The organism is Solwaraspora sp. WMMA2080, assembly GCF_027497395.1.
Taxonomy (GTDB): domain Bacteria; phylum Actinomycetota; class Actinomycetes; order Mycobacteriales; family Micromonosporaceae; genus Micromonospora_E.
The window spans coordinates 2,744,222-2,770,388 of the sequence record NZ_CP114910.1; the positions used below are offsets into that span (position 1 = coordinate 2,744,222).

The 26,167-nt window shown below is 70.0% G+C and carries 19 protein-coding genes; 12 read left to right on the top strand and 7 right to left on the bottom strand.

Annotation, left to right across the window (positions count from 1 at the left end; all coding sequences use genetic code 11):
- Nucleotides 1–6: 6 nt before the first annotated feature.
- Genes O7543_RS12415 through O7543_RS12435 form a run of 5 tightly spaced genes read right to left on the bottom strand, consistent with a single transcriptional unit; the run spans nt 7 to nt 9,098 of the window.
- Complete coding sequence (locus O7543_RS12415; protein WP_281553684.1) at nt 7–4,233, bottom strand: SDR family NAD(P)-dependent oxidoreductase; 4,227 nt, start codon at nt 4,231–4,233, stop codon at nt 7–9.
- The gene (locus tag O7543_RS12420) at nt 4,220–5,488 is read right to left on the bottom strand and encodes an activator-dependent family glycosyltransferase (RefSeq protein WP_281553683.1); all 1,269 of its coding nucleotides are present in this window, start codon (nt 5,486–5,488) and stop codon (nt 4,220–4,222) included. Before O7543_RS12420 ends, O7543_RS12415 begins: the two co-directional genes overlap by 14 nt.
- Before the next feature lie 34 nt (nt 5,489–5,522).
- Entirely contained in the window at nt 5,523–6,503 is a 981-nt protein-coding gene (locus O7543_RS12425) for an SDR family NAD(P)-dependent oxidoreductase (protein WP_281553682.1), read from the bottom strand.
- Nucleotides 6,446–7,843 carry an activator-dependent family glycosyltransferase gene (locus O7543_RS12430; protein WP_281553681.1) on the bottom strand — a complete coding sequence of 466 codons (1,398 nt, stop codon included), beginning with the start codon at nt 7,841–7,843 and terminating at the stop codon, nt 6,446–6,448. The genes O7543_RS12425 and O7543_RS12430 overlap by 58 nt, the downstream gene beginning before the upstream one ends.
- A gap of 49 nt (nt 7,844–7,892) precedes the next feature.
- Nucleotides 7,893–9,098, bottom strand: coding sequence for an NAD(P)/FAD-dependent oxidoreductase (locus tag O7543_RS12435; RefSeq protein WP_281553680.1), 1,206 nt, complete (start codon nt 9,096–9,098; stop codon nt 7,893–7,895).
- A 270-nt stretch (nt 9,099–9,368) separates the two neighbouring features.
- On the opposite strand from O7543_RS12435, the gene O7543_RS12440 reads away from it, so the two are divergent.
- From O7543_RS12440 to O7543_RS12460, 5 genes are read left to right on the top strand one after another with little or no spacing between them, the layout of a single operon-like run.
- Nucleotides 9,369–10,343: an aldo/keto reductase gene (locus O7543_RS12440; protein WP_281553679.1), complete on the top strand. Its 975-nt coding sequence runs from the start codon at nt 9,369–9,371 to the stop codon at nt 10,341–10,343.
- 5 nt (nt 10,344–10,348) lie between these two features.
- Entirely contained in the window at nt 10,349–11,674 is a 1,326-nt protein-coding gene (locus tag O7543_RS12445; protein ID WP_281553678.1) for a P450-derived glycosyltransferase activator, read from the top strand.
- 30 nt (nt 11,675–11,704) lie between these two features.
- On the top strand, nt 11,705–12,814 hold the full coding sequence (locus tag O7543_RS12450) for a DegT/DnrJ/EryC1/StrS family aminotransferase (protein WP_281553677.1): 1,110 nt from the start codon (nt 11,705–11,707) through the stop codon (nt 12,812–12,814).
- A gap of 35 nt (nt 12,815–12,849) precedes the next feature.
- Nucleotides 12,850–14,304, top strand: a complete 1,455-nt coding sequence (locus tag O7543_RS12455) for an NDP-hexose 2,3-dehydratase family protein (protein ID WP_281553676.1) — start codon at nt 12,850–12,852, stop codon at nt 14,302–14,304.
- A 40-nt stretch (nt 14,305–14,344) separates the two neighbouring features.
- Nucleotides 14,345–15,541 (top strand): class I SAM-dependent methyltransferase, encoded by a 1,197-nt coding sequence (locus O7543_RS12460; RefSeq protein ID WP_281553675.1) that lies wholly within the window; start codon nt 14,345–14,347, stop codon nt 15,539–15,541.
- 183 nt (nt 15,542–15,724) lie between these two features.
- Here O7543_RS12460 and O7543_RS12465 read toward each other — a convergent pair whose 3' ends face one another.
- The gene (locus O7543_RS12465; protein WP_281553674.1) at nt 15,725–16,537 is read right to left on the bottom strand and encodes an ABC transporter permease; all 813 of its coding nucleotides are present in this window, start codon (nt 16,535–16,537) and stop codon (nt 15,725–15,727) included.
- Complete coding sequence (locus O7543_RS12470; RefSeq protein ID WP_281553673.1) at nt 16,534–17,496, bottom strand: ATP-binding cassette domain-containing protein; 963 nt, start codon at nt 17,494–17,496, stop codon at nt 16,534–16,536. Before O7543_RS12470 ends, O7543_RS12465 begins: the two co-directional genes overlap by 4 nt.
- 192 nt (nt 17,497–17,688) lie before the next feature.
- On the opposite strand from O7543_RS12470, the gene O7543_RS12475 reads away from it, so the two are divergent.
- From O7543_RS12475 to rfbA, 7 genes are all read left to right on the top strand, one after another.
- Nucleotides 17,689–18,477, top strand: a complete 789-nt coding sequence (locus tag O7543_RS12475) for a TetR/AcrR family transcriptional regulator (protein ID WP_281553672.1) — start codon at nt 17,689–17,691, stop codon at nt 18,475–18,477.
- A 151-nt stretch (nt 18,478–18,628) separates the two neighbouring features.
- The gene (locus O7543_RS12480; RefSeq protein WP_281553671.1) at nt 18,629–19,957 is read left to right on the top strand and encodes an activator-dependent family glycosyltransferase; all 1,329 of its coding nucleotides are present in this window, start codon (nt 18,629–18,631) and stop codon (nt 19,955–19,957) included.
- 6 nt (nt 19,958–19,963) lie between these two features.
- Nucleotides 19,964–21,235: an activator-dependent family glycosyltransferase gene (locus tag O7543_RS12485; RefSeq protein ID WP_281553670.1), complete on the top strand. Its 1,272-nt coding sequence runs from the start codon at nt 19,964–19,966 to the stop codon at nt 21,233–21,235.
- Nucleotides 21,236–21,255: 20 nt separating this feature from the next.
- The gene (locus tag O7543_RS12490; protein WP_281567400.1) at nt 21,256–22,560 is read left to right on the top strand and encodes an activator-dependent family glycosyltransferase; all 1,305 of its coding nucleotides are present in this window, start codon (nt 21,256–21,258) and stop codon (nt 22,558–22,560) included.
- Nucleotides 22,557–23,984: a hypothetical protein gene (locus tag O7543_RS12495; RefSeq protein ID WP_281553668.1), complete on the top strand. Its 1,428-nt coding sequence runs from the start codon at nt 22,557–22,559 to the stop codon at nt 23,982–23,984. Before O7543_RS12490 ends, O7543_RS12495 begins: the two co-directional genes overlap by 4 nt.
- 2 nt (nt 23,985–23,986) lie before the next feature.
- The gene (locus O7543_RS12500; protein WP_281553667.1) at nt 23,987–25,207 is read left to right on the top strand and encodes a nucleotide disphospho-sugar-binding domain-containing protein; all 1,221 of its coding nucleotides are present in this window, start codon (nt 23,987–23,989) and stop codon (nt 25,205–25,207) included.
- A gap of 30 nt (nt 25,208–25,237) precedes the next feature.
- The gene (rfbA, locus tag O7543_RS12505; RefSeq protein WP_281553666.1) at nt 25,238–26,122 is read left to right on the top strand and encodes a glucose-1-phosphate thymidylyltransferase RfbA; all 885 of its coding nucleotides are present in this window, start codon (nt 25,238–25,240) and stop codon (nt 26,120–26,122) included.
- Nucleotides 26,123–26,167: the final 45 nt, after the last annotated feature.

Below are 26,167 nucleotides of genomic sequence, written 5' to 3' on the forward strand. Positions count from 1 at the left end.
GGTCACTCACCCCCGTCCAGTCACGCCGAACTCGGTGTCGAGCGCGGCGAACAGCTCCTCGTCGCTGGCGGTACCCAGGTCCGGTGCCGCCGGCTGGCCGGCCGCCCCGCTGGCACGCCAACTGCGCAGCAGCGCCTCCAACCGGTCGGTGACCGCCTCCCGGTCGCTGACGGTCCCGCTGGCCGCCGTCAGCGTGGTCGCCAGCCGGTCGACCTCGTCCAGCAGTGGTTTCACCGGGTCCGTGGACGTCTCCAACTGCTGGGCCAGGTGCCGGGCGACGGCGACGGCGGTCGGCTGGTCGAAGACCAGTGACGCCGCCAGTGACAGCCCGGTCGCCGCCGCCAGGGCGTTGCGCAGTTCGACCGCGGCGAGCGAGTCGAAGCCCATGTCCTGGAAGGCGCGGTGCGGGTCCACCGCGTCCGGCCGATCGTGCCCGAGTGCGGTGGCGACGTGCCGGGTGACCAGAGCGAGCAATTGCTCGTCGCGTTGCGCGGGCGGCAGGTGGTGCAGCCGTAGCGTCGGCCCGGATCCGGCTGCGGGAGTCGTGCTGCGACTGACCCGCCGGGTCGGGCCGGCGACGCCGCGCAGCAGGGCGGGCAGGTCGTCGGCTGCCTGCTCGCGCAGCGCGACCGGATCGATCCGCAGCGGCGCCAGGCACGGCTCGGCACCGCGCAGCGCGGCGTCGAACAGGGCGAGCGCCCGGTCCACTGGCAACGCGGGCACCCCGAGTCGGTCCAGCCGTTGGCGGGCCGGCTCGTCGAGGCCGCCCGCCATGCCGGCCGGACCCGCCCAGGCTCCCCAGGCCAACGCCAACGCGGAAAGGCCGGTGGCCCGCCGGTGGGCGGCGAGGGCGTCGAGGAAGACGTTGGCGGCGGCATAGCCGCTCTGCCCCGCCGGCAGGACCAGGCCGCCGGCGGAGGAGAACAGGACGAACGCGGCCAGCTCGCGGTCACGGGTCAGTTCGTGCAGGTGCCACGCGGCATCTACTTTGGGGCGTAGGACCACGTCGACCTGGTCGGGTCGTTGGGTGACGATCAGCCCGCCGTCGGCGACTCCGGCGGCGTGCACCACCGCGCTCAGCGGGTGCGCGTCGGGAACACTGGCGAGCAGGGTGGCGAGCTCATCCCGATCGGCGGTGTCACAGGCGACCAGCCGTACCTGCGCGCCGAGCGCGGTGAGGTCGGCCCGCAGCTGCTGGGCACCCGCGGCCGCAGGTCCGCGTCGACTGGCCAGCAGCAACCGGCGTACGCCATGTTCGGTGACCAGGTGCCGGGCCAGCAGGGCGCCGAGCCCTCCGGTACCTCCGGTGACCAGGACGGTGCCGGCGCCGAACGCCGGCTGGCGCCCGTGCCCGGTGGGCACTTCCACCCGGCGCAGGCGAGGTACCCACGCCGCACCGGAGCGCAGCGCCACCTCGGGTTCGCCGGCGCTCGCTGCGGCGGCGACCTCCGCCATGGTCGTGGTGTCGTCGACGTCGACCAGGCAGAACCGTCCGGGATGTTCGGCGGCGGCGGCCCGGACCAGGCCCCAGAGTGGAGCGGCCACCATGTCCAGGTCCGTGTCGGCGGCCGCAGCAGCAGCCGTTGCCGTTGCCGGTTCGACCATGGCCGCTTCGCGGGTCACGACCGCGAGCCGGGAGGCGGCGAACCGCTCGTCGGCGAGCCAGGTGCGCAGGTCGGTGAGCACCTGGTGGATCAGCTCGCGGACAGCGGCTGGCACGTCGGGCACCGCCGGCGCATCGGCGTAGCGCAGCACGACCTGTGGTACCGGTCGACCGTCGTCCAGTGCGGCCGACAGCGCCGCCAGGTCGGTGACGTGCACCGCCGTCCCGGACGCGTCGACCGGTCCGGTCGCGGGCCCTCCGACGGTCACCGCGGGCGGTGCGGTCGCGGCGTCGAGCGTGAGACGGTCCCAGCCGATGCGGTACAGGGCCCCGGTCGTGGAGTCCACTTCGGCGGTGTCGACCGACGTGGGCCGGGCGAGCAGCGAGCCGACGGTGAGCACCGGTTCGCCGTCGGCGGCGGTGAGGGTGACGGACAGGGAACCGTCGGCCAGGTGCCGTACCCGGGCCTGCGCTGCGGCCGCCCCCGCCGTGTGCAACGCGACGTTGGTCCAGGCGAACGGCAGCCAGGCGTGGCCGTCGCCGGGCGCACCCCGCTCACCGGCTATCGCCGCGTGCAGGGCGCTGTCGAGCAGGGCGGGGTGGATCCCGAACCGGGTCGCGTCGGTGTGCTCGTGTTCGGGCACGGCGACCTCGGCGAACACCTCGTCGTCACGACGCCACGCGGCACGTGTCGCGCGGAACGCCGGCCCGTACTCGTAGCCGAGGTCGGCGAGTTCGTCGTACAGCTCGTCGACGGGCACGGTGCTGGCGCCGGCCGGCGGCCACGGAGCCCGCGGCCCGGTTGCGGCCAGGTTGGCAGCGCCGAGCAGGCCGCTGGCGTGGCGCTGCCATGGCTGGTCGGCCGCGTCGGTACGGGAGTACACCGCGACGGGGCGCCGGCCGGACTCGTCGAGGGCCCGGACGACGACGTGGACGGCGACCGTGCCGTGCTCAGGCAGCACCAGCGGACGTTCGCAGATCAGCTCGTCGATTCCGCTGGTTCCCGCCTGGTCACCGGCCCGGATGGCGAGCTCGACGAAGGCGGTGCCGGGCACCAGGACCCGACCGTGCACCACGTGGTCGGCCAGCCAGGGTTGCGCGTCGACGCTGAGGCGGCCGGTGAGATGGATCTCGCCGGAGTCGGGGGATTCGACGAGTGCCCCGATCATGGGATGTCCGGCGCCGGTGAGGCCGGCCGCGGCGAGGGTGTCGGTCAGCGGGAGCCGCCAGAAGCGTTCATGCTGGAACTCGCGGGTGGCCACCGCAGCGGTGTCGGCGGGGCTGTCGGGCGCCTGTTCCAGGATCACGTGGGCGTTGGTGCCGCTGAAGCCGAACGACGACACCCCGGCCCGACGCGGCCCACCCCTGTCCGGCCACGGCCGCGCCATGGTCAACAGCCGCACCCCACCCGACGACCAGTCCACATGCGATGACGGCTCCGACACATGCAACGACCGCGGCAACACCCCCGCCCGCAACGCCATCACCATCTTGATCACACCACCCACACCCGCCGCCGCCTGCGCATGACCGATGTTCGACTTCAACGACCCCAACCACAACGGACGATCCGCGTCCCGACCCCGCCCGTACGTCGCCAGCAACGCCTGCGCCTCGATCGGATCCCCCAACCGGGTGCCCGTACCGTGCGCCTCCACCACATCGACGTCCACCGTCGACAACCCCGCCGCCGTCAACGCCTGCCGGATCACCCGCTGCTGCGCCGGACCGTTGGGCGCGGACATCCCGCTGCTGGCACCGTCCGAACCGGTCGCGCTGCCGCGCACCACCGCGAGGATCCGTCGACCGTTGCGCTGGGCGTCGCAGAGCCGTTCGACGGCGAGGACGCCGACCCCCTCGGCCCAGCCGGTGCCGTCGGCGTCGTCGGAGAACGGTTTGCACCGCCCGTCCGGCGCCAACCCACGCTGCCGACTGAAGTCGACGAAGACCTCCGGGGTGGACATCACCGTCACCCCGCCGGCCAGGGCCAGCTCGCACTCACCCGAACGCAACGCGTTGACCGCCAGATGCAACGCCACCAACGACGACGAACACGCCGTGTCCACCGCGACCGCCGGCCCCTCCAGACCCAGGTGGTACGCCACCCGACCGGAGACCGCGCTGCCCAGCCCGCTGCTTTCGGGGTAGTCGTGGTGCATCACCCCGGCGTAGACACCGGTACGACTACCCGCCAACGACGCCGGCTCCACCCCCGCCCGCCGCAACGCCTCCCACGACACCTCAAGAAACAACCGCTGCTGCGGATCCATCTCCCGCGCCTCACGCGGACCCACCCCGAAGAACCCCGCATCGAACCCCGCCGCGTCATACAGGAACCCACCACGACGCACATACGACCGCCCCACCCGACCCGGCCGAGGATCGAACAACGCCTCCGTGTCCCACCCCCGGTCCACCGGAAACTCACCAGTCGCATCCCCCTCACCCACCACCAGATCCCACAACCCCTCCGGCGAGACCACCCCACCGGGGAACCGGCACGCCATCCCCACGATCGCGATCGGTTCCCGGTCCCGCTGCTCGGCCGCGTCCAGCCGCCGACGCGTCTCCTTGAGCTCGGCGGTGGCGCGACGCAGATAGTCGAGCAACCGCGAATCATCGGCGGCCATCGCCGTCTCCCTTCGCCCGTGCCCCGGCGATCTCCTCGACGTCGGGCACGATGTCGCGCGGGCTGGGCGTGGCGAGCATCTCCTTGCGCAACTGCGTGGCGGCGTCGGTGAACGACGGTTCGTCGAGCACTCTGGCGAGCTGGGCCACGAGATTGCCGGGTTCGGCGACCAGCGCCGCGCCCCGGGCCGCCATCTCGCGCATGATGCCGGCCTCGCCCCAGATGTTCCCGGGCATTCCCACCTGCGGTACGCCGTGCACGACAGCGGCGTTGACCGTACCCATGCCACCGAGATGAACCACCGCCGCGCAGGTCGGCAGCAGCGCGTTGAGCGGGACGTAGTCGAACAGCCGCACGTTGTCCGGGATCGGCGTGCCCGGTGGGATCTGGCTGGCGTTGAGGGTGGCGATCACCTCGACATCGAGGTCGGCGATCGCGGAGAGCAGACCGGCGGCACCGCTGTCGTCGGATTCGGCCGGGCCGAGCGCGCGCCGGGTCTGGCCCAGCGTGAGGCACACCCGCCGCCGCTTGGGCTTGCGGCGCAACCAGGCGGGGATCACACTCGGCCCGCTGTAGGGAACGTGCCGCACTGGCCGGTAGTCGACGTCGGCGCGCACCCGCAGGCAGGTGGGAATCGGCTCCAGGGTGGCCTGGCCGACCACCATCTCCTCGTCGAACTCGCGGCCGTAGCGGGCCAGCTTGCCGCCGAGGTAGTCGGCCAGCGGGTCGTCGGCGGCCGCCGCCGGATCGTCGCGGACCAGGTCGAGGAAGATCGCCCGCATTCGGGCCCAGTGGTCGGGTGCGGGGATGATGCGTACGTGCGGCAGGTCCGCCGCCCGGGCCATCACCGGCGCGGCGTAGTTGTGGGCGTCCCACAACACCAGGTCCGGCCGCCAGACCCGGGCGAAGTCCACCAGGTCGGACAGCATCGAGTCGCCCGCCATGTACTCACAGACCACCGAGGTGTACGCCCGGAACACCTCCCGCACGTACGGCAGGGTGAGCGTGGCCGGGTCGGTCTCGGTGATGTCGACGCCGAGCCCGTACGGGGTGTCCGAGGTGTCCAGGTTGCCACGGGCGGTCGGCAGCTCCTCGCCCACCGCCACCGCGGTCAGACCGGTCCGCTTGGTCTCCTCGATGAGATTGGGCTGAGTGGCGACGCACACCTCGTGGCCCGCCGCGCGCAGCGCCCAGGCGGTCGGCACGAGGTTGTACAGGTGCGAGTTGACGGCGGAGGTGGTCACCAGGACACGCATTGCCTTCTCCTGTTGCGTTCGATGGAGCGGACGGTCAGGCGGCCGCGTACACGGTGCGGTACCAGTCGACCGTCTGGTCCAGCCCTTCCCGCAGCGACCTCGGAGTGAAGTCGATGATCTCGTTGAGCTTGGTGACGTCGAGGGTCCGGCTGGGCCGGCCGCCGGAGCGGCTCAGGTCGGTGCGGATCCGTTCCGGCCGGCCGAGCGCGGCGCAGATCGTCCGGGCGAGTTCGAGCACCGAGACCGTTTCGGTCGTGCCGATGTTCATCGTGTGGTACTTGTTCACCTCGACCATGCCGAGAATCGCCCGGACCAGATCGGCGGCGTACATGTAGGTCCTGGTCTGGCTGCCGTCGCCCCAGATCTCGATCTCCTGACCTGCGAGGACCTTGGCGAACATGCTGGGTACCACCCGGTCGGTGTCCGGCTCGAAGTTGTCCCGCGGGCCGTACACGCTGGTGAGCCGGGGCAGGAAGATGTTCATTCCGTACTCCGCCCGGTACGCCTCGGCGAGGATCTCGGCGTAGTTCTTGGACAGGTAGTAGCCGTCGCGGGAGTAGTTCATCCGCTGCCGGAAGTCGTCCTCCTCAGGGATCGGGTCCCTCGTCGGCGACAGGTAGATGTCGCTGGAGCTGATCAGCACGACATCGGCGACGGTGCTCCGGCGAGCACAGTTGAGCACGTTGGACACCGAGCGCATGTTGGCGTCGAGGATGTGCGCGGGCCGGTCCAGGCGGACGTCCATCGGCCCGGACACCACCGCGCAGTGGACGACCGCGTCGACCGGCCCGGACAGCCCGGCGAACAGCTCCGCCAGTTGCGCCTCGTCGTGCAGATCGAGTCGCACCGGCCGCACATCGGCCGGCAGTTGACGCAGCACCCGCCGGTTGTCCCGCCGGTACGGCAGGGTCACGGTGGCGCCGGCGGCGACGAGTTCCTCCGCGAAGTGCGAGCCGATCAGGCCGAGCCCACCGGTGACGACGACGTTCTTGCCTGCCCAGTAGTTCCTTGCCACGGTAATCCTCTCCGTCGATCCGGCCGGTGCCGGGCGGTCAGCCGTTCCAGCTCCGGCACGATGTCGTGCGGGCTGGGGGTGGCCCGCAGGTCGTCGCGGAGCCGGCCGGCGTTGCGGGTGAAGGTCACGTCGGTGAGTAGCCGGTCGACCCGGTTACGCAGCGCGTCGACCGAGAGCTTGCTTTTCAACCCGTCACCGGCGAGCCGGTAGGGGTCCACGTACAGGCCGGCACCCTGGGTTTCCAGGTGCTCGCCGAACCCCATCTCGTCCCAGTAGCGGCCCGGCACGATGAGGTTCCGGACGCCGTGCACCAGGGCGTTGCCCAGGGTGCCGAATCCTCCGTGGTGGATGATGACCGAGCAGGTCGGTAGCAGTTCGTTCAGCGGGACGAAGTCGACCACCCGCACGTTGTCCGGCAGGGTGCCGACCGAGTCCAGCTGGGCGGTGTCCAGCGTGGCGATCAGCTCGACGTCGAGGCTCGCGACCGCCTCGATCAGCTCGTCGATGGCGAACAGATCACCACCCAGGCTCTCCCGGGCGGTCATGCCGAGGGTCAGGCACACCCGGGGCCGTCGTGGCGGCTCGTACACCCACGACGGGGCCGTGGTCGGACCGTTGTACGGCACGTAGCGCACCGGCAGATAGGGCAGATCGACCGGGAACCGCATCCACGACGGCGTCGGATCGATCGTCCACTGGCCGGTCATCAGCTCACCGGCGGTACCCGGCTCCAGCTCGCAGCCGAACCGGGACAGCCGGCTGACCAGCCAGTCGCCGACCAGGTCGTCCCGGCGTTCCGGCGGCTGCTGGGCGAGCAGCTCGGCGTAGCGCAGATACATCCGGCCGATGTGGTCCAGGCCGAAGAGCATCCGGGCGTGCGCCGCGCCGCACGCCCGGGCCGCGATCGGGCCGACGTAGCTGAGCGCGTCCCAGATCACCAGGTCGGGCTGCCAGTGGCGGGCGAAGTCGACCAGCCCGTCGAGCATCGACCGGTTCCCGGTGAGGTGTTCGTAGTGCAGGGAGCAGCCGACGGTGAAGGCACCGAGGACGTACTCCCAGGTGAGCTGGTCGGCCCGGGTCTCGGTCATGCCCGCGTTGATGCTCTGCCAGGTACCGGCGCTGGTGACGTGGTCGCCGCGGGCGGCCGCCTCGGCCGGCTCGACCTCGACGGTCTCGTCACCCACCGCCGCCACCGGCAACCCGGTACGGGCGACGGCGTCCAGGATCTCCGGCTGGGTCGCGACACACACCTCATGGCCGGCCGCCCGCAACGCCCACGCCAGCGGCACCATGTTGTAGAAGTGCGTCTTCGCCCCATAGACCGCGAACATCACGCGCATCGAGGTTCCCAACCGGTACGGTGGTCGATCGTGGAGGTCGGTGGTCGGTCTAGCTGCCGGCGCCGACCGGGGCGTCCCAGTCGATCCGGTGCCCGTACAGCCAGCTCATGTGTTCCAGGTCCTTCTCCGCGGCCTTCTGGTTGAACGCGATCGGCAGGAACAGGTCCCGGAAGACCCGCCCGACGCGTCCGTTGACCGCGATGGACCGGCTCGCCTCCCGACCGAACTCGACGACCTTCTCCACCCGGGGCCGGCGGATCTGCTCGTAGCGCGCGAGCGCGTCGGCGGTGTTCGGCACGTCGCGCAGGCAGCGGCCGAGTTCGACCGCGTCCTCGATTGCCATCGACACGCCCTGTCCGCCGGACGGCGACACCGCGTGGCAGGCGTCGCCGATGATCACCATCCGCTCGTTGCGCCAGGTCGGCACGGTCGGCAGGTCGTAGATCGGCCGGGGTGGGGTGATCTCCTCGGTGGCGTTGATGATGTCGATCGCGGCGCTGTCGTCGGCGGCGAACATGTCGAGCAGCTGGGCACGCCACTGCTGCGGGGCGAGCGCCGACAGCGTCTCCTTGGTGGGCTCCTCCGGCCAGGTCGGCGCGGCGTACCACCAGATGTCGCCGTTGGTGTGGTGGATGTAGCAGAAGAAGCTGCGCTTGCCGAGGTACATGAACTCGGTGCCCGGTTCGCCGGGGACGTCGACACCTCGGGCGTACCCGCTGGTGGTGACCATGCCGCCGAACCGCAGCGGCACGTCGCCGCCGTTGATCAGGCGGCGGACCACCGAGTGCGCGCCGTCCGCGCCGATCAGCAGGTCGCCCCGGGCCTCACTGCCGTCGGAGAAGTACGCGACGACACCGTCGGCGGTGACCTTGGCGTCGGTCAGTCGCCTGCCGAACTCGATCTGGATGCCGCGCCCGATCGCCTCGCCGCGCAGCGCGTTGTACAGATCGGACCGGGTGATGGCCCGGGCCACGGTGCCGTCCGGCAGCGGGTTGCCGTTGGGCACCTCGGCCAGTACCCGGCCGCTTCCCAGGTGGTAGCGGTACATGGGGATGTCGAACCCGGCGGCGAGGTGGTCGACTCCAAGTTGCAGCAGAGCGTGGTACCCGTTGACGGCGAGCACAAGGTTCGCCCCGATGCCGTCGGCGGTCCGGTCGTACGCCTCGTACACGACCGGTTTGATGCCGGCCTTCGCCAGCGCGATCGCGCTGATCGGTCCTGCCACACCGCCGCCGATGATCAGTGCAGTGGTCATCACGGTCTCCGTCCTGCGGTTCTCGGTGGACAGCCAGGACGCTGTCCGTGCAGCGGCTCAGTAAGACGAGAAGGCTGCGTCGCCAGTGTGTCGACCACCCGGCGACGGCACAGCCCCTAGCCGCCCCGGTCACCGGTGCGACCCGTAAGGGGTTGACGGTAGGGGTGTGCGGCGACGTAGACAGATGTCGCCTTGATGGTGCTGTCCACGACAGCGCCGGCGGATTCGGCGACGGTGATGCTCGCGCAAGCCCGACGACAGAGGTGTGGGATGGACTACGTAAGGCTCGGCCGGACCGCGTTGTCGGTGAGCCCGTTGTGCCTCGGCACACTCAACTTCGGTGTCCGCACCAGTGTCGACGAGGCGTACGACCTCATGGACGCGGCGCTGAGTCAGGGAATCAACTTCTTCGACACCGCGAACCACTACGGCTGGCAGGTACACCGGGGACTGACCGAGGAGATCATCGGCGACTGGTTCGCCAAGGGCGGCGGGCGGCGCGAGAAGGTGGTGCTCGGCAGCAAGGTGTGCAACTCGATGAGCGACTGGCCCAACGACCGCGGCCTGTCGATGCGCCACATCATCGCCGCCTGCGACGACTCGCTACGGCGGCTGAGGACCGACTGGATCGACGTGTACCAGATGCACCACGCCGATCCGCACGCCTCCTGGGAAGAGGTGTGGCAGGCGATGGAGCTGCTCGTCCAGCAGGGCAAGGTCCGCTACGTCGGCTCGTCGAACTTCACCGGATGGAGCCTGGCCGCCGGGCAGGAACGTGCCCGGGCCCGGAACAACCTCGGCCTGGTGTCCGAGCAGTGCCTGTACAACCTGGTGAATCGGCAACCCGAGCTGGAGATCGTGCCGGCCGCCCAGGCGTACCAGATCGGGGTGCTGGCCTGTTCCCCGCTGCACGGCGGGCTGCTCGGCGGCGGGCTGCGCAAGCTCGCCGACGGCACCGCGGTCAAGACGGCACAGGGCCGGGCGATGGTCGCGATCGAAACACGGCGGGCGGACATCGCCGCGTACGAAAGTATCTGTGCACGAGCCGGATTCGACCCGGCGGAGCTGGCCCAGGCGTGGTTGCTGCACCGACCCGGAGTCACCGCGGTGGTCACCGGGCCACGCACGATGGCCCATCTGGACGCGGCCATCCACGCGCTGAAACTCGAACTCGACGACAACCTGCTCGCCGAGCTGGACCGGATCTTCCCGCCGATGGTCAGCCAGATCCCCCAGGCGTGGTGACCACTGTGACCAGACACCAGATCGACCCCCGGAAGGTCAGCGAGAGCGATCTCGCCCGCCACCTGCTCGCCGCCCGTGGCATCCAGTGGATGCGCGGCAACCGCGGCGACCCGTACGCGTTGATCCTGCGCGCCCAGGGAATCGACCCGCGCCGACTGTTCCCGGCGTTGCGCGGCGCCCCGGCGCTACGCCAGAGCGAGACAGACGTCTGGGTCACCGTGGACCACGCCGCCGGCGCGGCGGTCCTGGCCGACCCGCGGCTGAAGCTACGCGACCGGTCGGCCGACCGGCGCCGCAAGCGGATCTTCTCGATCGACTCGCGCACCAGCCTCAAGCATGTGCTCTCGGTCGACGACGGCGTCTGCAGCCCGGAACGCGCCGACCAGGACCGGCTGGCCGCCCTCACCGCCGCAGCGATCGGGCCGCAGGCCATGCAGCGGCGACGTGACGACGTGACCCGGGTGTTCCGTGACGCGGTCAAGCGGTCCGGCGACCGGTTCGACCTGATGCGCGACTTCGCCCGGGTGGCGGTCGCCGACGTCCTCAGTGACCTGCTCGGCGTGCCCGAGGCGCAGCGGGACCGGTTCGCCGCCACGCTACCCGGTGCCGGGTTCGCGTTGGACGCCGCGCTGTGTCCACCGACGATGGGCATGACCCGCACGCTGGTCGAGTCGTTCGACGAGCTGCGGGACCTGATCGTCGCGCTGGTGGAGGCCCGCAGCACCGCCGGGTCCGGCGGCGGTGTCCCGGACGGTACGGCCGACGGCGACGTGATCGGTACGGTGCTGACCGCCGGCGGTACGCCCGACGACGCGGTGGCCGCCGGACTGATCACCGCCGTCGTGGGTGCGGAGATCACCGCGAACCTCATCGGCGCGGCGGCGTGCGCCCTGCTCGACGATCCGGGGCAGTGGCGGATGCTGTGTGACGACCACGACCGGGCCGTCGCCGCCGTCGAGGAGACGCTGCGCCACGACCCGCCGGTACGGATCGAGAGCCGGATCGCGGCCGAGGCCGTCGAGATCGCCGGGCAGTCCGTGCCGGCTGGTGACCAGGTCGTCGTCCTGGTCGATGGCGCCAACCGCGACCCCGACGTGTTCACCGAACCCGACCGGTTCGCCATCGACCGGCCGCCGGCGTCGTCGGGCCATCTGTCCCTTTCGGCGGGCACCAGCAGCGCGCTCGTCGCCGCACCCGCACGGCTACTCGCCGAGGTGGCGTTGCGCACCCTCGCCACCCACGCTGCCGGGCTCCGCCCGGCGGGCGAGGTCGTGCGTCGTATGAGGTCTCCGGTCGTGCGCGGCATCGCGCGCTGCCCGGTTGAGGTCTGACCAGACAAGCAAAGGTGGGTGGAACGCCCTATGTCCACGTTGGTGTGGGACTACCTGGCGGAGTACGAGGACGAGCGCGAGGACATCCTCGACGCGGTCGACCAGGTGTTCCGATCGGGCAAACTCGTCCTCGGCAAGAGCGTGCTCGGTTTCGAATCGGAGTTCGCCGCCTATCACGGCGCGGCGCACTGTGTCGGGGTCGACAACGGCACCAATGCCCTCAAGCTCGGGTTGCAGGCGCTCGGCGTCGGTCACGGCGACGAGGTGATCACGGTGTCCAACACGGCCGCCCCGACGGTGGTGGCGATCGACGGCACCGGGGCCACCCCGGTCTTCGTCGACGTCCGTCGCGAGGACTACCTGATGAACGTCGATCAGGTGGCCGCCGCCATCACGCCGCGGACCAAGTGTCTGCTGCCGGTCCACCTGTACGGCCAGTGTGTCGACATGGCGCCGCTGGAGGCTCTGGCGGCCCGGCACGGGTTGACGATCCTGGAGGACTGCGCGCAGTCGCACGGTGCCCGGCACCATGGCCGGCTCGCCGGCAGCATGGGCAACGCGGCGGCCTTCTCCTTCTACCCGACGAAGGTGCTCGGCGCGTACGGCGACGGTGGTGCCACGATCACCTCCGACGACGAGGTGATGGGCAACCTGCGGCGGCTGCGCTACTACGGCATGCGGGAGCGCTACTACGTCGTGCAGGTCCCCGGCCACAACAGTCGCCTCGACGAGGTGCAGGCCGAGATCCTGCGGCGCAAGCTGGGCCGTCTCGACGACTACATCGCCCGGCGGCGGGCGGTCGCCCGCCGGTACGCCGAAGGGCTCGCCGACACCGATCTGGTGCTGCCGTCGTTGGCGCAGGGCAACGACCACGTCTACTACGTGTACGTGGTCCGGCATCCCCGGCGCGACCAGATCATCGAGGCGCTCAAGGCGTACGACATCCACCTCAACATCAGCTACCCGTGGCCGGTGCACACGATGACCGGCTTCGCCCACCTCGGCTACCAGACCGGCTCGTTGCCGGTCACCGAGGAACTGGCACACCAGATCTTCTCACTACCGATGTACGCCTCACTGTCCCTGGACATCCAGGACAAGGTGATCGACGCGCTGCGCGAGGTCCTGCGCACGCTCTGATCCGCGGCCTGGTTCCCCGGTTGGAGGAGCAGCCCATGACCGTCCCCCGAACGTATCCTGTCGACCTGCGCGGTCGGGACAACCCCGCGACACCCGCGCAGATCGCCGAGTCGGTGCTTTCCAGAGTCAGCCCGTTCGGCCAGCTGGAAGGCTTCTTCAGCTGGTTCTCGGCGCTGCGGGAGCACTCCTACACCGACGTCGAACGGATACCCCTGGACGAGATGCAGGGCTGGATCACCGATCCGGACAGCGGTGACATCGGCCACCGCAGTGGCAAGTTCTACACCATCCGCGGGCTGGACATCCAGGTCCCGGACGGGCCCGTGCCACAGTGGAGCCAGCCGATCATCCACCAGCCGGAGGTCGGCATTCTCGGCATCCTGGTCAAGAAGTTCGGGGGGGTGCTGCACTGCCTGATGCAGGCGAAGGTGGAGCCGGGAAACTGCAACGGGCTGCAGCTCTCCCCCACTGTCCAGGCGACCCGGAGCAACTACACCGGCGTCCACCAGGGCCGGTCCGTGCCCTACCTGGACTACTTCCGCGAACCGGCACGGCACCACATCCTGGCTGACGTACGGCAGTCCGAGCAGGGCTCCTGGTTCTACCACAAGCGCAACCGCAACATGGTCATCGAGGTGACCGAGGACGTCGAGCTGCTTCCCGGGTTCTGCTGGCTGACCCTGGGGCAGGTCCACGAACTGCTCGCCGTCGACGACGTCATCAACATGGACGCCCGCACGGTGCTGGCCTGTCTGCCGTTCTCCGGCAGCGGCCTGCTGACCGCCTTCCCGGACACGGCCGACAACTTCCGCGCGTCGCTGGTCCGCTCGTGCAGTGTCGAACACGGCAGCCGGCACACCACCAGCGAGATCCTCAACTGGCTGACCGATGTCCGGACCAGGGCCGAGGTGTGGACCACCGACGTACCACTGCGCGGGCTGCCGGGCTGGTCCCGCCAGGATGGCCTGATCAGCCACGAGAGCCGACGCTTCTTCGAGGTCATCGGAGTGCACGTCCGCGCCAGGGGGCGGGAGGTGGACCAGTGGAGCCAGCCGATGATCAGGCCGTGTGAGGAGGGGATCGCCGCGTTCCTGGTCGCCCGCATCGACGGGGTGCTGCACGCCCTGGTCAGGGCGATGGTCCAGCCCGGCTACAAGGACGTGGCCGAGTTGGCGCCAACGGTGCAGTGCGCCCCCGGCAACTACCGGGACCTCCCGGTGGCCGCCCGGCCACGGTTCCTCGACGTCGTGCTCGACGCCCACCCGGACCAGGTGCGCTACGACGTCACGCTCTCCGAGGAGGGCGGCCGGTTCTACCACGCCCGCAACCGCTACCTGGTGGTGGAGGTGCCGGCCGACCCGCAGTTCGACGAACCCAACTTCCGGTGGATGCCACTGCACCAGCTCGTCGACCTGCTACAACACAGCCACTACGTCAACGTCGAGGCACGCAGTCTGATCGCTTGTCTGCACAGCCTGTCCGGCGGATGAGCCGGGTTCCCCCAACCACGATCACGGAGAGCTGTGCGGTATGTCACCTTGTCGGGTCTGCAGCCATCCCATCCGGGAATTCTTCGATTTCGAGCGGCAGCCGCTGTCGTCGGCCTTTCCCCGACCGGGCGAGCTCGACCAGGAGTACTTCTTCCGCCTCGCGGTCGGCATGTGCGAATCGTGCACACTGGTGCAGCTCATCGACGCGGTACCGCCGGAGCGCGCCCATCACCAGGGCTACCCGTACCATTCGGCGGCATCGTCGGTGATGTGCAAGCACTTCGAGCAGACCGCCCGCCGGTTCCTGGAGACCGAGCTGACCGGCGCGGACCCGTTCGTCGTGGAGATCGGCGCAAACGACGGGGTGATGCTGCGGACCTGTGGGGACGCCGGCGTACGGCATCTCGCGGTCGAGCCGTCGGGAGCGGCCGGCGTACGGGCACACCGGGCGTTCTTCGACGTGGACTCCGCGACACGGATCCGCGACACCGACGGAACCGCCGACGTGGTGTACGCGGCCAACACCATCTGCGGGGTCACCGACCTGCGACCGGTCTTCGAAGGGTTGGGCCTGCTGCTCGCCCCGGACGGGGTCTTCGTCTTCGAGGACCCGTACCTCGGGGAGATCATCGATCGGACCAGCTTCGACCAGATCTACGACGAACACGTCTTCTTCTTCACTGTCCGGGCGGTCGGCGCGCTCGCCACCCGGTACGGGTTCGAGCTGGTCGACATCGAGCGGCTGCCGGTGCACGGCGGACAGATCCGGTACACAATCGCCCGACCGGGCCGACGTGCGCCGTCGCCGGCTGTCGCCGACGCGCTGCGCACGGAGCAGGCCCGCGGCCTGGCCGAGTTGGCCACCCTGGAGCGGTTCGCGGCCCGCGTGCAACGTATCCGCGACGACCTGGTCGCGCTGCTGCACGAGTTGCGCGCCGGCGGGGCGCGGATCGTCGGGTACGGAGCCACCGCCAAGAGCTCCACGATGGCGAACTACTGCGGGATCGGGCCGGATCTGATCCCGTTCGTCTGTGACACGACCCCGGCCAAGCAGGGCAGGTTGACACCCGGCTCGCACATCCCGGTCCGTCCGGTGGAGGCCTTCGCCGACCCGTACCCGGACTTCGCGCTGCTGTTCGCCTGGAACCACGCCGAGGAGATCATGGCGAAGGAGAGGGCCTTCCGCGAGGCCGGCGGCCAGTGGATTCTGTACGTGCCACAGGTGCACATCGTCTAGCGCCCACCGCGTCGAACGCCGGGCCCGACCTGACCTGGTCGGGCCCGGCACCGTGCACCCCACCGGGCTGGTCGGGCCCGGCACCGTGCGCCGCACCGGTTGTCGCACCCGGCGGACAAGGGGGGCGTCGCCCGCCGGCGTCGGGGGAAACGCCGGCGGGCGACGCCGTGGGGGGTAAAGCCGTCAGGCAAAACGCTTACGGTAGATCCGGGTGGCCAGGGGCGCCGCCACGCAGAGGATGGCCACCCACCAGAGGACCGCCTGCCAGCCGGTGTCCCCGACCGGGCGGCCCAGCAGCAGCTGGCGTACGGTGTCCACGACCAACGTCACCGGCTGGTGTTCGACGAAGGCGCGCAGCCCGTCCGGCAGCGTCTCGGCCTGTACGAACGCCGTGCTGGCGTACGGGCTGAACATCAGGATGAGGCCGAGTCCGCTGGCACCGTCGACGCTCTTGGCGACCAGTCCCAGCACCGCCGACACCCACGCCAACGAGAAGGCGAACAGCAGCAGCATGGCCGCCGCCAGCAGCCACTCGATGACCGACGCGGACGGCCGGAAGCCGACCAGCAGGCCGAGACCGACCATGACCACCAGGGCGATCATGCCCCGGATGACAGCGGCCACGATGTGCCCGGTCAGGACCGCTGAGTCCAGCATCGCGATCGCCCGGAACCGGTCGACCACGCCTTCCTGCATGTCGGACTGTACGGCCAACGTCGTGGAGACGGAGATCATCGTCACGGCGATGACGAGGATGCCCGGCACCAGGTAGTTGATGTAGGTGGTGGCGCCGACGTCGATGGCTCCGCCGAACATGAAGCGGAACATCAACAGCATCACCGCCGGCAACATGATCGCGGTGAAGATCTGGTCCGGGCTGCGCGTCAGGTGGTGCACGTGCCGTCCGATCAGGACGCGGGTGTCGCTGACCGCCCAGTACAGCTTGGATCGCTTCTCCGGCAGGACCACGCCTTCGGTGGCCGGTACGGTCGTCACTGCATCGCTCCTGCGTGGTCGGTGGTGGTGGCGTCCTCGCGGTGGGTGAGCGCGAAGAACACGTCGTCGAGGGTCGGCTTGGTCAGCGACAACGAGTCGATCTCCAAACCGTGCTGCTCCAGCAGGTCGAGTAACCGCTTGACGTGCGCGGCACCGTCGATGAAGATGCTGATGCTCCGGGTCACCTCGTCGCGCTGGATGCCCTCGCCGTCGATCAGTTCCACGGCCCGGGCGTAGTCGTCGATGCTCGCCAGGACGAGTTCCACCCGTTCCTTGCCGACTCCCTGCTTGAGCTCGGCCGCGGTGCCCTCGGCGATGATCCGCCCGTCGTCGATGACCGCGATCCGGTCCGCCAACTGGTCGGCCTCCTCGAGGTACTGCGTGGTGAGGAGAATGGTGATGCCGCCGGCGAGCAGTTGCTTGATCGCCTCCCACATCGTCGCCCGGCTGCGCGGGTCGAGGCCGGTGGTGGGCTCGTCGAGGAACAGCACCGACGGCGGGACGATCAGACTCGCCGCCAGGTCGAGCCGCCGCTTCATCCCGCCGGAGTAGGTCTTCACCCGGTTGTCCGCGGCGTCGACCAGGTCGAACTGCTCCAGCAACTGCTGGGCGCGGAGCGTCGCGTTGGCCGTGCTCAGCCGGTGCAGGCGGCCCATCATGATCAGGTTTTCCCGCCCGGTGTGCATCCAGTCCAGTGACACGAACTGGCTGACCAGGCCGATGGAGCTGCGTACGCCGTTGCGCTGCTTGACCACGTCGTAGCCGTTGACGAGGACCTCACCGCTGGTGGGCCGGCTGAGCGTGCTCAGCACCTTGACGACGGTGGTCTTGCCTGCCCCGTTCGGGCCGAGCAGCGCGAGCATGGTGCCCCGCCGCACGTCGAGGTCGACCCCCTTGAGCACCTCGACCTTCTGGTACTTCTTCCGGAGATCACGTATCCGGATTCCTGACTCGCTCATCGAACTCCTTCTGTTGCTGCTTGGTCAGGCACGGCTGGCAGGAATGGTTGAACGCCCGGCAGGACGCGACGGACGCGCACCACCGGCGGGTCGATCGACGCTGACAGCGCCTACACTAACAGTATGGGGGTCAAACTGATGCGTTTATGGTATACATGGTTCCGACAGGACGTCAACGAGCGGGCGGTGGGCATGGCATCTGGGCAGAACAGAGGCGGCGCGGCCGCCCCCTCCTTCGAGTTTCTCTGGCGCGACACGCGGGCCCCCCGGTCCGGCCCCGGCCCCAAGCCGGCGCTGAGTGTCGACAAGATCGTGCTGACCGCGATCGAGATCGCCGACGAGGAAGGGCTCGACGCGGTCTCGATGCAGCAGGTCGCCAAGCGGCTGGACTTCACCGCGATGTCGCTGTACCGCTACGTACCCAGCAAGTCCCACCTGGTCGACGCGATGACCGACGTCGCCTCCGGTGATCCGCCGGACCTCGACGCGGTGGCGGGCGGTTGGCAGGCGAAGGTCGAGACCTGGGTCAAGGCCATCTGGGGCCGGTACCAGCATCATCCGTGGATGCTGCAGGTCCGGGTCAGCTACCCGATCGGGCCCAACCAGCTGGCCTGGTTCGAGAGCCTGCTCGGCGCGATCGCCGACAGCGGACTCGGCTACGACGAGATGGTCTCGGTCAGTCTGTTCCTCAGCGGCGCCACCCAGGGTATGGCCCGGATCTCCCTCGACATGGCCCCGGCCGGCGCCGAGCCCACCGGCGGTGGGCTCGGCTACGAACAAGCCCTGGCGACGGTCGTCGACGCCGAGCGGTTCCCGACCCTCGCCCGCCTGCTCGCCGCCGGGACGTTCGCCACCCCGGCCGCACCCACCGGCCCGGACAGCGACGTCATTCCCAACCTCGAGTTCGGTCTCCGACAACTCCTGGAAGGCATCCACGTCTACGTGACCCGACGCACGCAGCTAGGGGCAGATAGGGGTTAACCAGAATCGCATTTCACGGTTAGGCTCGGTCCGTAATACCCGATACGGGGTGAGCGCACCCAACAATGAGGGTTATTCAGGCCGACGTCGAACAGGCACCTGAACCGACGCGTCACGCACGAACAACCCTCGACATGCTGCGGAGCAGTTCATGCGCGTACTGTTCACGGTGTTCGCCGCCAAACCACACTTTTACAATCTGGTCCCGTTGGCCTGGTCGCTGCAAGCGGCCGGGCACGAGGTTCGGATCGCGAGTCAACCGGACCTCGCGGAGATCATCGCCGCGACCGGCCTCACCGCGGTCCCGGTCGGCAGCGAACTCGACATGGTCACAGCCTTCCAGGGCGGTACGGACGACGGCTCCGGCGGCGCACCGTGGCAGCGCCTGACCGGGCTCAGCGAGCTCGACCCGGTCAAGCTCACCTGGAACTACGTCCTCGGCGTGTTCACCGTCGGCTGCTCCATGGAGTACGAGTACCTGGCCGGCCAGGCCGTGACGGACGACCTGGTCGAGTTCGCCCGTGGCTGGCAGCCCGACCTGGTTGTCTGGGACGCGCTGACCTTCGCCGGGGCGATCGCCGCCCGCGTCAGCGGGGCCGCCCACGCCCGCATCCTCTTCGGGCAGGACTACGTGTTCCGGATGTACGCCGACTACCGCGCGATGCTCGACCGGCAGCCACCGGAGTGCCGGGACGACCCGGTCTCCGACTGGCTGGCCGGACGCCTGGCCCGCTACGGCTGCTCCTACGAGCAGCACCAGGACCTGGAGCTGATGACCGGCCAGTGGACGATCGACCCCACCCCGGCCTGGATGCGGCTCCCCCTCGACCTGCCGTACCTGCCCATGCGCTACGTGCCGTTCAACGGTCCGACCAGCGTGCCCGGGTGGGTGCTCGCTCCCCCGGCACGCCCCCGCGTCTGCCTGTCACTCGGGGTGTCCGGCAGGGAACTGTTCGGTGGCGACCAGCTGTCCCGCGGCGACCTCACCACCGTGTCCGACCTGCTGGACGCGCTCGCTGACTTCGACGTCGAGGTGGTGGCGACGCTCAACGCCGAACAACTCGCCTCGGTGGACCGGCTACCGGACAACGTCCGGGTGGTGGACTTCGTCCCGCTCAACGAGTTGCTGCCCAGCTGCTCGGCGGTGATCCACCACGGCGGGTTCGGCACCACCGGCAACGTGCTGGCGCACGGCGTACCCGGGATCGTGATCCCGGCGCCCTGGTGGGACGCCGCCCGGCTGGCCCAGCACCTGCAGGGGCGCGGCGCCGGATTCCTGCTGGACCACGACGAACTGTCCCGGGCCGCGCTGCGCGACCGGCTCGCCCGCCTGCTCACCGATCCGCAGATCGCCGACCACGCCGCCCAGGTCCGCGCCGAGCTTCTGGACACGCCGAGCCCGCACGAGCTGGTCCCGCAGCTGGAGCGGCTGGCGGCGCGGCACCGCGCCGCCGATCCCCAGCCAGTCGGAAGCAGGTGAACCGCAATGCGTGTCCTGGTCACCGTCATCGCCGTCAAGACCCACCTGTACAACGTGGTTCCCATGGCGTGGGCACTGCAGGCCGCCGGGCACGAGGTGCGGGTGGCCAGCCAACCGGACCTGGTCGAGGCGATCACCAACGCCGGGCTGACCGCGGTGGCGGTCGGTGACCCGCTCGGCATGGGCCGGTCGGAGCACGGCCCCCGCGGGCAGACGTTCCGGGCACACGGCGGTGGCATGCTCGTCGCCGCGGGCGAGGAGCCGACCTGGGAGCACGCCCTCGGCGCGCTCACTGTCGCGTGCGCGGTCGAGTACGAGTTCTTCGCCGGTCAGACGGTGCTGGACGACCTGGTGGAGTTCGCCCGTGGCTGGCAGCCCGACCTGGTGGTGTGGGACGCGTTGACCTTCTCCGGGGCGGTCGCCGCCCGCGCCTGCGGCGCCGCGCACGCCCGCATGCTGTTCGGCATCGACTACATCACCCAGATGTACGGACACTTCGTGGCGCTGCGCGACGAGCAGCCCGCCGACCGGCGCGACGACCCGGTGGCCGACTGGCTCACCGGCCGACTCGGCCGCTACGGCTGCGAATTCGACCCGTCGGACGCGCTGGAGCTGATGACCGGGCAGGTCACGATCGACCCCACCCCGGCGTGGATGCAGCTACCGCTCGGCCTGCCGGTCCTGCCGGTACGGTTCGTACCGTTCAACGGTGCGGCCAGCGTTCCGCAGTGGATCTACGATCCGCCACGCCGGCCACGGGTCTGCCTGTCCCTGGGCATGTCGGGACGGGACCTGTTCGGCGGTGACCTGGTCTCCGTGGCCGACCTGCTCACCGCACTGGCCGAACTCGACATCGAACTCGTCGCCACCCTCAATGCCGACCAACTCGCCGCCGTCACCACCCTGCCCGACAACGTCCGCGCCGTCGACTTCGTCCCCCTCAACGAACTCGCCCCCACCTGCACCGCCATCATCCACCACGGCGGCTTCGGCACCCTCGGCAACGTCCTCGTCCACGGCATCCCCAGCCTCACCGTCCCCGCCCCCTGGTGGGACGAGAAAGACCTCGGCACCCACCTGCACAACCGCCACGCCGGCATCCACCTCGACCCACACACCCTCACCCCCGACACCGTCAAGACCGCCCTGCACCAACTCCTCACCGACCCCACCTACCAACACCACGCCACCAACGTCCAACACGACGTACTCACCACCCCCACCCCCAACGACGTCACCACCCAACTCGAACAACTCGCGGCCGGTCCGCGGGCCTAGTCCGTCCGGGAGATTCCGCCATGCGCGTGCTCGCCACCGTGTTCGCGACAAAGCCCCACCTGTACAACCTGGTGCCGGTGCTGTGGGCGATGCGCGCCGCCGGCCACGAGGTCTGCGTCGCCAGCCACCCCGACCTGATGGAGACCATCGGACGGACCGGCCTGACCGGGGTGCCGGTCGGCAACGAGCTCAACATGATGGGATCGTTGCAGGAGAAGGGGGACGACAGCGCCGGAACCGGCGCCACCTGGGAGAGCCTGACCTCCGGCATGACCGAGACCCGGTCGGAGCGCCTCACCTGGAACTACGTGCTCGGTGCCTTCACGATGGGTTGCTCGGCGGACTACGAGTACCTGACCGACCAGGTGATGCTGGACGACCTGGTGGAGTTCGCCCGTGGCTGGCAGCCCGACCTGGTGATCTGGGACGCGTTGACCTTCGCCGGGGCGGTCGCCGCCCGCGCCTGCGGCGCCGCGCACGCCCGCATGCTGTTCGGCATCGACTACATATCCCGGATGTACGACAACTACCGGACGCTGCTCGACGAGCAGCCCGCCGACCGGCGCGACGACCCGGTGGCCGACTGGCTCACCGGCCGGCTGGCCCGCGCCGGCGTCGACGCCGTGGTCACCCCGGAACTGGCCAGGGAGCTGATGACCGGGCAGGTCACGGTCGACCCCACCCCGGCGTGGATGCAGCTGGCGCTGTCGGTGAACCGGCTGGCCGTGCGGTACGTGCCGTTCAACGGACCGAGTGCGATCCCGCGGTGGATCTACGATCCGCCACGACGGCCACGGGTCTGCCTGTCCCTGGGTGTGTCCGGCCGGGAGCTGCTCGGCGGTGACCTGGTCTCCGTGGCCGACCTGCTCACCGCACTGGCCGAACTCGACATCGAACTCGTCGCCACCCTCAATGCCGACCAACTCGCCGCCGTCACCACCCTGCCCGACAACGTCCGCGCCGTCGACTTCGTCCCCCTCAACGAACTCGCCCCCACCTGCACCGCCATCATCCACCACGGCGGCTTCGGCACCCTCGGCAACGTCCTCGTCCACGGCATCCCCAGCCTCACCGTCCCCGCCCCCTGGTGGGACGAGAAAGACCTCGGCACCCACCTGCACAACCGCCACGCCGGCATCCACCTCGACCCACACACCCTCACCCCCGACACCGTCAAGACCGCCCTGCACCAACTCCTCACCGACCCCACCTACCAACACCACGCCACCAACGTCCAACACGACATACTCACCACCCCCACCCCCAACGACGTCACCACCCAACTCGAACAACTCGCCGCCGATCCATGGAGCCTGCGATCGTGACCACTTCGCCGCCCAACTCCGGAGTCCGCCTGGGGGTCGTCCGTGGCATCAGCTACGGCATGTACGGCCGCCCGGAGCGCTTCGTGCCCCAGGTCCGCGCCATGAACGCCGGCCTGATCCGGGTGTACGTCTACTGGTCGCAGATCGAGCCGGTGTCCGGCCGGTTCGACTTCGACGTCGTCGACGCCCTGTTCGATCAGCTCGACGGCACCGAGGAGATCTGGGTGACGGTCTGCTCCAGCTCGCCCTGGGCCACCCGGGTACCGACCCGGCTGCTGCCGCCGTCACCGGCCAAGAGCCTGCGGCGGTACGGCAAGTTCGTCGAGCGGCTGGTCCGGCACTGCGCCGGCCGGGTGCACTACTGGCAGTGCGACAACGAGCCGACCGACAACGCGTTGTTGTGGGCCGGCAGCGCGCCGGAGTACCTCGCCCAGCTCAAGGTGCTGCACAAGGCGGTCAAGAAGGTGGACCCGCAGGCGTCCGTCGTCCTCGGCGGCGCACCGTTCATGCTTCCGTTGTCGGCACCGGACAGTCATGAGCGCCGGTTCTTCGATCTGCTGCTCGACCAGGGCCGGGACCACTTCGACCTGTTCGACCTGCATCTGTACGGACCGACGACGATGATCCCCGAGCACGTGGAATCGGTCCGCGACCAGATGCGCAAGTTCGGCTACGAGAAGCCGGTGGTGGCCGGCGAGTACAACGGGCCCTGGCCGGCGCTGTTCCCGGAGGCGATGGCGATCCTCAAGGAGCCGGCCGAGGCGGCCGGCGGGCACGGCCGCCAGGCCGAGCACGACGCCATCGCCAAGCTGTACGCCCGACGCGAGACGTTGCCGCCGACGCTGCAGATGTTCCTGCTCGACTGCCCACCCGACCTCGAAGACAAACGCTACCGGATCGCGTGCCGGGAGATCGTCATGCGCAACCTGCTGGCGTTCTCCGTCGGTATCCGGCGTACCGCCTGCTGGAACCTCGCACCGGAGGCCGCCGGCTTCGCCAACCCGTACTCGCTGATGGACGTGATGTTCCGGACGTTCGCGCTGATGGACTACGCCGGCGACGAGCTCGCGGTCCGTCATCCCAACGCCGAGGCACTCGCCCTGGTGGCCGGCCAGCTCGACGGGGCCGAGCAGGTCGAACGGGTCCCGGTCGCGGATCGGCCGCAGCAGTACCTGTTCGACGTGCGGCGGCCGGGACGTGGACCGCTGCTGGTCACCTGGATCGACCGGGACCCGTTCCACGGCGAGGACGAGCCCGACGTGCAGTTCGACTGGTCCTGGACGGCGGAGCGGGCGTACGCGGTCGACGCGCTGGGCCGTGCGGTGCCGGTGACATCCCGCGACGGTCGGGTGCACCTGCCGGTCGGCTGCACCCCGGTGTTCGTCTCCGCCGAGGCGATCCCCGCGAAGTCCGGAGGTCACTGAGGATGCGAGTGCTGTTCACCGTCTCGTCGTGGTCGACCCACTACTCGACGATGATCGCCGTCGGTTGGGCCGCGCAGGCCATGGGACACGAGGTCCGGGTGCTGTGCCCCGCGTCGGAGACCACCGCGGTGTCGAACACCGGGCTGATCCCGGTGCCGGTGCTCGACGGCGTCGACATCGTCACCAGCAACCGGTTGGAGTACTACCGGGAAGCCGCCGAGGGCCGGTGGCGCTACCCGTGGCTGCCGCTGCATCCGCTGACCGGCGAGCCGCTGCGCGGCCTGGACGAGTTCGACCTCGCCGGGTACCGCCGTACCGTGGAACCGGAGCTGGCCGCCCGCGCGGCGCGCGGCTTCGACGCGGCGGTCGAGTACGCCCGCCGCTGGCGACCGGACGTGGTGCTGCACGACCCCACGAGCCTCGAGGGCCTGCTGGCCGCCCGGGTGGTCGGCGTTCCGGCGCTGCTGTGCCTGTGGGGTCCGGTGGGCACCCACGAGCCGGAGCACCGGCGGATCGTGCCGACCGACATCAGCGGTTCGTTCGCCCGGCACGGTGTCGGCGAGTTCAGCCTCGACCTGATCACCCATGTGGTCGACCCGTGTCCGGCGGCGGTCGCCCCGCCGGTCGGTGGCGAGCGGGTGCCACTGCGGTACGTGCCGTACAACGGTTGCGCGCCGGAGCCGGCCTGGCTGCACGACACTCCGGCCCGGCCCCGGGTCTGCATCGCCTGGTCGACGGCGCTGTCCACGATGTCGGGACCGAACTCCTACCTGCTGCCCGAGCTGATCTCCAGCCTCGACGGTCTCGACCTCGAGGTGGTCGTCACCGCCACGGCGGCGGACGTGGCGGCGCTCGGCGCGGTGCCGGCGGGGGTCCGGGTGCTGGAACGAATGCCGCTGCGGCTGCTGCTGCCCGGTTGCGCCGCGATCGTCCACCACGGCGGCAGCGGTAACACGATGACCGCGCTCGTGTCCGGCACACCGCAGCTGCCGATCACCTTCACCACCGAGACCACGGTCACCGCGGAGCGGCTGCACACCGCCGGTGTCGGCATCCACCTGCAGGGCGACCTCGCCGACCGGCAGCGGGTGCGCGACGCGGTGCTGGCGCTGGTGTCCGACCCCGGCTACCGGGCCCGTGCCGGTGAGGTGCGGGACGAGATCCGGCTCAGGCCGACCCCGGTCGACCTGGTGACGAACCTGGAGAAGTTGGCGGGCGGTTGAACCGCCTGCTCGTTCGGTAGGGAGTGACAGGTGAAGGGCATCATCCTCGCTGGCGGGTCGGGGACCCGTCTGCATCCGGTGACATTGCCGATGTCCAAGCAGCTACTGCCGGTCTACGACAAACCAATGATCTACTATCCGCTGTCGGTCCTCATGCTCGCCGACATCACCGAGATCCTGCTGATCAGCACCCCGCGTGACCTGCCGCAGTTCCAGCGGCTGCTCGGTGACGGGTCGGCGCTGGGCATCAGCATCAGCTACGCGGAGCAGCCCAGCCCACGCGGGCTGGCCGAGGCTTTCATCATCGGGGCGGACCACATCGGGGACGACTCGGTCGCGCTGATCCTGGGTGACAACATCTTCTACGGGCCCGGCCTGCCCGAGGTGTTGCAGAGCAGCGCCCGTCAGCTCGGCGGTTGCGTCCTGTTCGGCTACCCGGTGACCGACCCGTGGCGTTACGGCGTGGGCGAGACCGACCAGGCGGGCAACCTGATCTCGTTGGAGGAGAAGCCGGAGCGGCCGCGGAGCAACACCGCGATCACCGGTCTGTACCTGTACGACAACGACGTCATCGACATCGCCAAGAACGTCCGCCCGTCGGCGCGCGGCGAGCTGGAGATCACCGACGTCAACCAGGTGTATCTCGACCGGGGCAGGGCCCGGCTGGTCGAGCTCGGCCGCGGCTTCGCCTGGCTGGACACCGGCACCCACGACTCGCTGCTGCAGGCCGGGCAGTACGTGCAGGCGCTGGAGCAGCGCCAGGGGCTGCGGATCGCCTGTGTCGAGGAGATCGCACTGCGGATGGGGTTCATCAGCGCCGAGGCGTGTCACGCGGCCGGGGCCGGTCTGGCGAAGACCGGGTACGGCCAGTACCTGATGACCGTGGCGGCCGAGCACCGATCGAGGAACGGCTGACAGCCCGGGGAGACGTGCGATCCGGGCGGCGGTACGTTGTACCCG